At 61.7% G+C, this 9,905-nt stretch carries 9 protein-coding genes; 3 read left to right on the top strand and 6 right to left on the bottom strand.

The features are described 5' to 3' along the window. Nucleotides 1-143 precede the first annotated feature (143 nt). On the top strand, nt 144-1,127 hold the full coding sequence (locus ABWI03_RS31690; protein ID WP_298773725.1) for a hypothetical protein: 984 nt from the start codon (nt 144-146) through the stop codon (nt 1,125-1,127). A gap of 7 nt (nt 1,128-1,134) precedes the next feature. Here ABWI03_RS31690 and galE read toward each other — a convergent pair whose 3' ends face one another. Genes galE through ABWI03_RS31665 form a run of 5 tightly spaced genes read right to left on the bottom strand, consistent with a single transcriptional unit; the run spans nt 1,135 to nt 6,532 of the window. Further along, nucleotides 1,135-2,133: a UDP-glucose 4-epimerase GalE gene (galE, locus tag ABWI03_RS31685; protein ID WP_298773727.1), complete on the bottom strand. Its 999-nt coding sequence runs from the start codon at nt 2,131-2,133 to the stop codon at nt 1,135-1,137. Beyond that, entirely contained in the window at nt 2,130-3,260 is a 1,131-nt protein-coding gene (locus ABWI03_RS31680) for a nucleotidyltransferase family protein (protein WP_298773729.1), read from the bottom strand. Before ABWI03_RS31680 ends, galE begins: the two co-directional genes overlap by 4 nt. Beyond that, the gene (locus tag ABWI03_RS31675) at nt 3,239-4,117 is read right to left on the bottom strand and encodes a phosphoenolpyruvate carboxykinase (ATP) (RefSeq protein ID WP_298773731.1); all 879 of its coding nucleotides are present in this window, start codon (nt 4,115-4,117) and stop codon (nt 3,239-3,241) included. The genes ABWI03_RS31680 and ABWI03_RS31675 overlap by 22 nt, the downstream gene beginning before the upstream one ends. 7 nt (nt 4,118-4,124) lie before the next feature. Then, the gene (locus ABWI03_RS31670; protein ID WP_095970129.1) at nt 4,125-4,397 is read right to left on the bottom strand and encodes a PqqD family protein; all 273 of its coding nucleotides are present in this window, start codon (nt 4,395-4,397) and stop codon (nt 4,125-4,127) included. Between the two features lie 47 nt (nt 4,398-4,444). Next, nucleotides 4,445-6,532 carry a glycosyltransferase gene (locus ABWI03_RS31665; RefSeq protein ID WP_298773733.1) on the bottom strand — a complete coding sequence of 696 codons (2,088 nt, stop codon included), beginning with the start codon at nt 6,530-6,532 and terminating at the stop codon, nt 4,445-4,447. A gap of 49 nt (nt 6,533-6,581) precedes the next feature. Here ABWI03_RS31665 and ABWI03_RS31660 point away from each other — a divergent pair, with 49 nt between their 5' ends. Further along, a complete protein-coding gene (locus ABWI03_RS31660) occupies nt 6,582-6,875 on the top strand; it encodes a hypothetical protein (protein WP_298773735.1) in 294 nt (97 codons plus the stop codon). A gap of 391 nt (nt 6,876-7,266) precedes the next feature. On the opposite strand, the gene ABWI03_RS31655 is transcribed toward ABWI03_RS31660, so the two are convergent. Further along, nucleotides 7,267-8,064, bottom strand: a complete 798-nt coding sequence (locus ABWI03_RS31655) for an ArsR/SmtB family transcription factor (protein WP_095970132.1) — start codon at nt 8,062-8,064, stop codon at nt 7,267-7,269. Between the two features lie 410 nt (nt 8,065-8,474). Between ABWI03_RS31655 and ABWI03_RS31650 the strand changes: the two genes are divergently transcribed. Beyond that, nucleotides 8,475-9,890, top strand: a complete 1,416-nt coding sequence (locus ABWI03_RS31650) for an NAD(P)/FAD-dependent oxidoreductase (RefSeq protein ID WP_200314007.1) — start codon at nt 8,475-8,477, stop codon at nt 9,888-9,890. Nucleotides 9,891-9,905: the final 15 nt, after the last annotated feature.

The raw sequence follows: 9,905 nt of genomic DNA, 5'->3' as shown, positions 1-9,905 counted from the left end.
GGGCGCCAGCGCCGCCCGCCTGGGTCCGCTCCGCCACGTGCTGCGTCCAACCCCACCGAAAACTCGACACCTCAGAACCCGGCACCTGATCAGTAATAGCTATTCGAACGTCCCCCGCCAACTCGTCGGTTAGCTTTGTCCACATGGATTCCGTTGCGCTCGTCCTCGGCTCACCGCGTGGTCGTCGGTTCTGCGCGAACGTCGGGCATGCGTGCCATGCCGATGCACGCTCGTCCGGTAGTCACTGGCCACAATCGACGGAACACGCCCTCGAAGTTCTCGACGCTGTTGATGTCCGCGCGATCGCAGAAATGTCGGAACTCGAGATATTGCACTGTCTCGCATATGCCGTGGATTTCGCGCGCTACTGGGAGCCACCCGACGAGGAAGACCTGATCTTCGTCCGTCCTGAGGTGATCGCGGCATTGCGCCCGATCACCCGAGCCGTTCTCGACTCGCCGCACACTGCCTGGTGGACCGAACCGGTTGACCTCCTGAACCAGCACCTGGTTGAGAAGCGAAACCCCATCTACGGCTGGTCGGACCTGCCCTTACGGATTTACCGTACCGAAGACGGCCTCGAACAGTGGCGCGCCGAGGCCCTCGACTACGAACGTCAGTTTCTGGAGTATCAGATCGAAGATCCGGACCGTCATATCGGAGGCGAATGGTGGTCCACCCCTTTTGCCAACGGCACCACCGAAACAACCAGAGCCCGCGACGGTATCGGGGCTCTCGGGGTATTTCTCGAAGAAGACAGCTCCTCGAACGAAGCTCGGGTGCAGCCGGTAAGGACCTACGGCGCGCCCCGCATCTACGAGATTACGGGTCCACGGGACTGGGCGAACCTGGTCGATACCTATCCCCTGCCAGTGCCGGCATCACGTCGCTCCGTTTGGTACGACACGACCGGTGAATACCGTGACTGGTTCATTCCGGACTGGGTTTCGATGGCCGCAGATTACGACGCAGTCCACCTGACAATGATGGCGTACCTGACCACGCCGGGCATCGCGATCCCGTTGTCGCGCAACGCGGGTGCCACCGTACTCGCCGGGTGGAATCCGGACGCCACAGTCTGGCTACGAAGCAACAACATCACCGTTGACGGCGACCCGACGGGCTGACGTTCGGCTACACCGAATTCAGCAGGTGCGGCCGCACGGCCAGCCACCGTGCGGTGTCCTCGATCCCCTGTTCCAGGGTGAACGTCGGCACCCACCCGAGTAGTCGCAACGCACGATCGTTCGACGCGTAGGCGCCGGCAGTGTCACCGGTGCGTCGGCCTGCAACGACCACGTCGATGTTTTTGCCGAGCACGTTCTCGAAGGTGCGAATGAGTTCCCATACCGTGGTTCCCCGCCCACTGCCCACATTGACCACAGTCAGGCGTGATGAATCAGCGGTGATCCGGTCGAAGCTTTCCAATGCGCGAACATGAGCGTCCGCAAGGTCCCACACGTGAACGTAGTCGCGCACGCCGGACCCGTCGCGCGTCGGCCAATCTGTCCCCGCGACTCTGAAAGGTGTTCGTGTCGAATATGATTCGAACAGCTTTCCGAGTGCGTGTGTGGGGCGTGCCGATGCTGTTCCGCTTCGCAGTTCGGGATCTGCCCCCACAGGGTTGAAGTATCGGAGAGACATCGCCGACAAACCTGTGGCCGCCACGATGTCGTCGAGCATCGTTTCGAACTGCGCTTTGCTGTGCGCGTAGGGACTCTGCGGTTCGATCCGCCAATGTTCGTCGACACATCCACCGTCGCTCGGCGCGTACACCGCCGCAGAGGAACTGAATACGAAACGCTTGCACCCGTTCCGAAGGACACTCAAGACCAGCGTCAGTGACTTGGAGACATTGTTCTCGTAGTACCGCGCCGGGCTGCTCACGGAATCTCCGACCACGATCAGAGCCGCACAGTGAACTGTGGCATCGATATCGGGATGATCCGCGAATATCCTGTCGAGCAATTTCTCGTCCGCGATGTCACCGCAGTAGAACGGGAATCGGTGTGCAAACTCGGCACGGCCGGTCAGCAGGCTGTCGAGGACAATGACATCCATCCCGGCGTCGACGCACTTCGACGCCACGGTGCTTCCGATGAATCCCGCTCCGCCGGTGATGAGGACTTTCATGCTGCTCCCCCGGCATCCTCGACGGCAGTCCTCGCACGACGGAGGAAGTGAGACACGCGTGCGCGCGCCAAGTCCCATCCGCGTAGGTCGCGCCCGTCCCGGATGGAGAGCCGATCACGGTCGAGAAAGAGCGGCACCATAACCAGATCGCGGTACAGCGAGTGCAGCCGCGGGCGATCCGCCAACCACAGCGTCCATTGCCACCACCAACGCGCCGAGATGGTCGTCACTCCGGTACTGACGCCGAAGATCGATTCCACCGCCGCCCAGTGGACGTTCACCGCCCGGCGGACATCGCGTGGCAACTGGCGTCTGGAGAGCGTCACAGCGAGTCCCGGTTCGGAGGCGAGCAGGTACCCCACGTCGAAGACGCTGTTCAACGACAAATCGGCGCGAATCAAGGCCCGATCGGCGAGTCGCGCGTGAGCGATGACATGCAGCGTGACATCGGCAATCTCGAGTCTGGATCCTTCGGTCCCCGCGCTGATTCCTCGTATCGCAGATTCTCGGGTCAACGCATGACGAGCGAACCGCGGAAGCAAGTGCGAATGAATTTCGACGGAGCCGTGACGGTCGTCGCGCAGGAGCGCAGGTTCCTGGTGATCGTCGCGATCGATGGAATCCCCCACCACCTCGTCCGGGCGGACCATTCGATAGCCGAAGTCGAGGATCGCGTCGTTGGCCGGAACGGCGTGTGCGGGATCGACGACCAAGAGGTCGATGTCCGTCATCCGTCGCGCTGCCGGATTCGGCCAGATTCTTCGCTCGAGAAGGGCAGCACCTTTCAGTGCGACCGTTGGAAATCCGCTGCTGTGTAACAACTCTTGCACTTCTACGCGCTGCGCGTCGAGGTCCGCGATACGACGCGCGTTTCGGTGATGGACAAGGCTCAGCGTCAATTCCGGACTCGACGCGGTAGCTCCGGACTCCGACAGCATTTCCGCGAAACTCGCAGGCAGGACCGAGGCGAAGCCGGCGTCGACTGCGCGGGCGGCCAGCAGCGGCAACACCTTGTGCCTGGCAGCGGTGTCGATGACTCTCGGCCAATCCTGCGGCGAACACGAACGGATGAGGTCGGCCCCGTGCTCGGAGTCCAGCATGGAAATCAGGTACCGGGTGTCACGCATGACGCCACCAGTTTCTCCACGGCGTCGGCGCCGGTATCGCCGTGATGCCGAATCATTCTGTAGCACGGGGCATTCGAGAGTAGAGCAGCGGTATTTCTCAGAGTCAATCCGTGATTGTCGGACCACAGGGCTGATTGCTCGGCCAGTGACTGTATCGCCTGGGCTGCAGGCATCGGTGCGATGCGTGTCGTCCCCTCGTCCCAACCGTCGAGAATCAGCACCAGATCGATTCCGCGAACCGCCGAGTCAGCGTCTGGCGGTATCGACAGAGTTGACGGGTCCAGCGCCCACACCGGCGGGGCATACGGGAGATACAGCGAATCGTGTGCCTTGACCTCGGGGAGAACATCGAACGTACCCGCTTTGAGGTGAACTCGACGCGGTAAGCCCACCGATTCGGTGCCACGAATGAAGACGCCTTCGTCAGCGCGCAATTGTGCGCCCCGTAAAGCGAGGGCGAGAGCCAAGGTGGTCTTGCCGGCGCCGGAGTGTCCGGCGATTGCCACTCGCACACCGTCGCAGTCGACCAGAGCAGCGTGCAGGCGAGTCCACTTTTCGCCATGGGCGGCTTTCATGACATCCCGGTGCACGCTGCGGTACACGTTCTCTGCGAGGTGGAGGGCGTCGAGACCGGTCAGCGTGTCACTGCTGCCGTCGATGGTCGATTCGATGGTGGCGTCCCAGAGCCCGAACGTCGATCGGTTTCGCTCGATCCTGACCCCGACGTCGTATCCCGCAGGCCAGGGGCTCGCAATTCGATGCTCGACGACACCGAGTTCAGGGATGGCGGGGCCGCGCACAATCGCATCAACCCACAGGTAGTGCGCCCGGAATTGCGGTACGTGGTTGCCTGTCACTGGATTCTCACACCAGCAGACGCGAGGCGCTCAGCTGTCCATAGGTCTCGTTCACTACCGACTCCGCATCATGGACGGGGATCTCGAGTACCTCAACGACCGCCTGGACGATGTCACTGACGGTCCGGCCGTCACACAGTTCCCACACCAAAGTTGCGACGGGATTGAGATGATGGGCAACTTCGCTGGAGCTGTCGTACAGCACGACACCGTCGGTGAGATCGTTGCTCTCCACCGCCTGTGAGCGTTGGGGCCTCGCGTCTTCGAGTAGTTCGGTCAAGATAGCTCCTTGTTGCGGCGAATCCGATGTTCGTGTCGGTGGTGAGGTCAGAGCGAGAAGCGTCGTGAGTATTCGGATTCGATTGCGCCCGAACGAAGCAGGCTGCGGGTGGAGGCGATGCCGGGGGCGAGTGTCAGACAGGTGAGCATTCCCCCGGCATTCGCCTCCACCAGGTAGTCACCCAGAGTTCGGTGGTGACCCGCCCACTTTCCGAATGCTTCGGGATCTGCCTCCGGATCCGCAATCGCGTCGAGAATTCGCTCGAAGGCGCGCGAGTGAACGAGAACAGCGTGAACTCCACGGTTCTCGGGACTGGTGCGTAGCATCGCCGAACCGTCGAGCAGCGCTCCGTCCCTCGATTTCGCGTCGTGTCCGAGTTGGACGACATCCCAGGGGCGGAGGTCGAGCTCTCGACGTGCATGCTCCAGAATCGACGCCGATGCGTCCAGCACATTCACGTCGTCGGCAGTGATGAGGACCGAATCCCAGCCCTTCTCGGTAGCGCGAGCAACCGCACGACGCCACGAGACGGCAAAGGCGGCATCCTGATTCGTGGCGTCCTCGAAAGCCGCCACTCTTTCCACCGCTGCCACGCGCGGTAAGCGAATGAATCGATGCCAGGACGCCTTCCACCTGTCGATGTCGAGATCGAGATTCACGACGACAACACCGAGGTCCGGCTTCGAATCCTCGATAACCGGGTCGGGCTCTCCCAGTACTCGGACCGGCGACAGAGAGCGATCGAGCACGACGTCGACTGCGCCCCGCTCGAGCAGATAGGTTGCCAGTGATAAATCTGATGGCAGGGATCCGCTGATGCTTCGTGAGAGTTCGTCTCGCAAAGTTCGGTATGCCGCCGCACGAACAACCAGTGCAGCCCCGACCGGGTCTTCGCCGTGCGCGTGGACGACAGCCGAATCGGCCTCAGCGGGGAGGTCGTCGGCAATGTTTCGCAGTTTGTACGCAAGGGCGGGTTCGATCACGCGCGCCTCGTCCAGAAAAACCACAGACTTCCAGCCCAGCAGAATTGCCTTGTCGAGTCCGGCGACGAACGCAGACGCCGTCCTCCACCCGTCCAGACCGTCGTCCTGCGACGGAATGGCACGGTGAACGGTCAGTTCGATCGACTCGGCCTCCGCCAGGCATGAACGCCAGGGAGCGACTCGGCGGTCGTCGCTGAGAACGATCACCCCACCCAAGGCCAACTCGGGTCGCTGGACGCTCAACTCGGCACGGCGACGAATCTCGGGATATGAATCACCGAGGTATTTGGAGAACTGACGATGGAGCGAATCGATGTCCCAACCGACCTCGTTCCACCCGAGCAGGTAATTGTGAACGCGGTCTTCCCAATTTATGCGGTACGGAACACCCGCGGGACGCTCGAATCGATGGTGCCAACCGAATTCCGGAAGGCAGACGACCTTGCCGCCGTTGATCCGGAACTTCTCGTGGATGTATCCCTCTTCACCGCCGAATCCGGTGAAGTGCGAGTTCAATCCCGGCCAAGCCTCACGCCTGCAGGCGAAAGCGCCGAGGCCTTGCATGACAATCTCGAAAGGCATGTCGGGGTGCTGCTTCGCGCGCGGATCGACTCCCCACGAGCCGAACATTCCGTTGCGCCACTTGGGGTCCATGTGGGTAGCCGCGATGTGTGAGGAATCCTGGGAGAGCATCGGTCCCTGGATCAAATCGGCGGTTTCCGGATTTGCGTCGAAATACGCCAGCAGCGCCGACAACGATCCCGGTGCCAGGATCACATGCGAGTCGAGGACCAGGACATACTTTCCGGTTGCCTTGCGGAACAGCACGTCCCGCACCGCAGTCGATCGAACGTCGGTGAACGGAATGTAGCGGAACCGATCGATGTACTCCGCAAACGATTCGAGCATCGGCGCCGGCAATCCCTCGGGATTGTTGTCCAGCAAGACGAACTCGACTCTGTCCAGAATCTCGCGATGATGGACCAAGATCGAGTGGATCGTGAAGTATGCGCCGTCGAAATCGTCGTAGGTCGCGATTGCAATGGTGAGATCGGCCGGTTTTCCGTGCGGCGGAGTCTCCTTCACCTGGACTGAACCCGCGCTCTGAAGGTTCTTCAGAGCGCGGTGCAAGGCGACGTCGAACTCGGTCATCGGTGTGCTCCCTGGGAACCGGTGGCGTCGTATCGGTTATGCAGGCTCCGTGGGTTCTGTCGGCTGGGTCGGGACAGTCGGAAAGGTCGGCTCGGTGCGCGTGGTCGGCACCGTGGGCACAGTGGGGACAGTCGGCTCCGTCGGCGCAGTGGGGCCGGTTGGCTTGGCTGTAGTAGTTCCACCCGAACCTGTGGAACTTCCCGACGATCCCGAACTCCCGGAACTACCCGAACTACCCGACGACCCTGAACTTCCCGACGACCCTGAACTTCCCGACGACCCTGGATTGCCCGGCTCGTTCCCTCCGGGAGTATTGCCACCGGGCTGCTCACCGCCTGGTTGACTCGGATTCTGCTGGCCACGACCAGGCGCTCCGGAAAGATTGGGCGTGTCACCGGCTGCGAAGGCCGGTGCCGCACCACCGAGGCTGATGGACGTCACGACGGGCACAGTTACCGCCGAGGCCGCCAGAACTGTCTTGACGAACTTGCGTCGATCAACCGGAACATTCTGAAAAGCGTCGCCGCCCATAGCGTTTCTCCCCTGCCTGCGAGACGAGGTCATCCTCACTCGATGTCGGAGCAAACGCTAGCATCCATCTGGCAACTTTACAGACTGAACGCGCCGATATTTGACGGTTATGCGAATTTGAGACCGGACTGGACCGACAGTTCGGGCAGGAGTACGGCGAACTCTTCCCGGCCGTACTGCGCGTTTGTCCTGGTCGACAACCGTCAACCGACCGGCATCTCCCACGGTGCCACGGGAAGAGTGTTTCCGGTCTCGAGGTAAGACTTCAGGTTCGACAACACGGCAGACCATCCGCCGGCAACCTCCATCCGGGCCGATTCGTCGGCGAGATCGGTGTGTTTGACGGTCAGGCGCACTATCGCGTCGAATGCTTCGATGTCGAAGCTCACCCGCGAGATGTCGACGCCCGGTTCACCGTTCGGGTCGGCCCAGGTGGTGACCAACCTCGACGGGGGGTTGCTCTCGACTACGGTGCCGACCACATCGGCGATGTTCGAACCGTCGATTCGGCGGTGCTCCCACGTCGATCCGGGCTGCCAGTCGGAGACGTTGCTGTGTCCCCAGTATTCCGCTGTGGCCTGGGCGTCCGTCAGTGCTTTCCACACGTTTTCGGGCGTGCTGGCGATGTAGGTGACGTACACGAAACTGGGCTTGTCGGCCATGGCTTCCTCCGCGAGTCTTTTGACGGCACTGAGCGCGTTCAGGCGCGGTACCTCGAATTTGTTGATCCACCGCTCTCGAATTTCTTCGAGCGCAACGGGATTGAGATAGTGGAGCTTGGATCTCCCCTGCCTGACCGTGCTGATCAGATTTGCATCCTCCAGCGCGTCAAGGTGCTGGGTGACTGCCTGCCGACTCATGTCGAGGCTGTCGCACAACTCGCCGAGTGACTGTCCGTTGACTACGAACAAGCGGTCCAGAAGAAGCCTCCGTGTCGGATCGGCAAGCGCTTTGAACACTGCATTCATCCGGTCGTCCACCACTTCACAATATGCAAGCATTTACTTGCATGTCAATGGTTGGGCGTGCCGGGTTTCGGAAGTAGGGGTCGATGAGGTGTGATGACACCAGGCAAATGTGATCTGACCCCCAGATTGCAATACACGAGAGGTTGAGCACATGGACTGGGCAGCAATTGGAGTGGGTGTCGGGTATGCGTCGGTGGCACTGTCGATCCTGGTTTTCGTCGGCGGGTGCATCGCGCTGTTCATTTTGTCGGTCCGCCAGTAGCCGCACCTCGACGAAGGTGGTGATCACCCCCGGTTCGGCGAAGCGGATCGCATCGGGAGTGATCACACTCGAGGCTGCTTGATCGATTCGGACACGGCTGCGCTTGCCGGGGTGCTCACAGAGAAGCTCGCGCGCGGTGGGACTACCGTAGGACTGTCGCCTAGAACTCGAGGAGTACGGAATGAGCATCCAGTCGGTTGAACCGCACCGCCACCGCGTAGTGGTGATCGGTTCCGGCTTCGGAGGACTGTTCGGCACTCAGGCTCTCAAAAAAGCCGATGCCGACATCACGATGATCGCGCGTACAACCCACCATCTGTTTCAGCCGCTCCTCTATCAGGTTGCCACCGGCATCCTCTCGGTCGGCGACATCGCTCCCGCCACGAGACTGGTGCTGCGCAAGCAGAAGAACGCCCAGGTCCTGCTCGGCGAGGTCGAGACCATCGATCTCGAGAACCAGACGGTGACCTCGCGTCTTCTCGAACGCGTCACCGTGACGCCGTTCGACAGCCTGATCGTGGCAGCAGGTGCCGGTCAGTCGTACTTCGGCAACGATCAGTTCGCAGAGTTCGCACCCGGCATGAAAACGATCGACGACGCCCTCGAACTGCGCGGACGAATCCTCGGCGCGTTCGAACAGGCCGAGCTGTCGGACGATCCTGCGGAGCGCGCGCGTTTGCTCACCTTCGTCGTGGTCGGTGCCGGCCCCACCGGGGTGGAGTTGGCCGGACAGATCGCCGAGCTTTCCCGTCGCACGCTCGACGGCGCTTTCCGGAAGATCGATCCACGTGAAGCCCGCGTCGTGCTCCTGGACGGTGCCCCTGCAGTGTTGCCCGTGTACGGCGGGAAGCTCAGCCGCAAGGCGGCCGAGACGCTCGAGAAGCTCGGCGTCGAGATCCAGCTCGACGCGATGGTCACCGACGTCGACAACGACGGTCTGATCATCAAGGAGAAGGACGGCACGCTGCGCCGTATCGAGTCACAGTGCAAGGTGTGGTCCGCCGGAGTTCAGGCGAGCCCGCTCGGCAAGCAACTCGCAGAGCAGAGCGGCGGGGAAACCGACCGTGCCGGCCGCGTCATGGTCAATCCTGACCTGTCGCTTCCAGGACACCCCAACGTCTTCGTCATCGGCGACATGATGTCGCTCGACAAGCTCCCCGGATTGGCGCAGGTCGCCATGCAAGGCGGCAAGTATGCGGCCAAGCAGATCAAAGCCTCACTGGACGGTAAGTCCCCGTCGGAACGAGTTCCGTTCAAGTACTTCGACAAGGGCAGCATGGCAACCATCTCGCGCTTCAGTGCGGTGGCGAAAGTCGGCAAGCTCGAGATCAGCGGCTTCATCGGGTGGGTCGCCTGGCTGGCAATTCACCTCCTGTACCTCGTCGGATTCCGTTCACGCGCCTCGACGCTCTTGTCGTGGGCAGTGACGTTCTTCGGGCGTGGCCGTGCTCAGATGGCGTCCACCGAGCAGCAGGTCTTCGCGCGAAACGCAATGGGCGAGTTGGAGAAGAAGAACAAGGAAGCGACGGGGTCCGGCGGCGCTTCCAACGGCGAAACCAAGAAGACGGCAGGCAAGCAACAGAAGGCTGCCGGCTGATCGATCAGTATCTGA

Origin of the sequence: Rhodococcus baikonurensis (assembly GCF_040489275.1) — a bacterium.
In the GTDB taxonomy this organism is placed as follows: domain Bacteria; phylum Actinomycetota; class Actinomycetes; order Mycobacteriales; family Mycobacteriaceae; genus Rhodococcus_F; species Rhodococcus_F baikonurensis.
The sequence above is the reverse complement of the archived record's forward strand: the minus strand, read 5'-3'. Positions and strand labels throughout refer to the sequence as shown.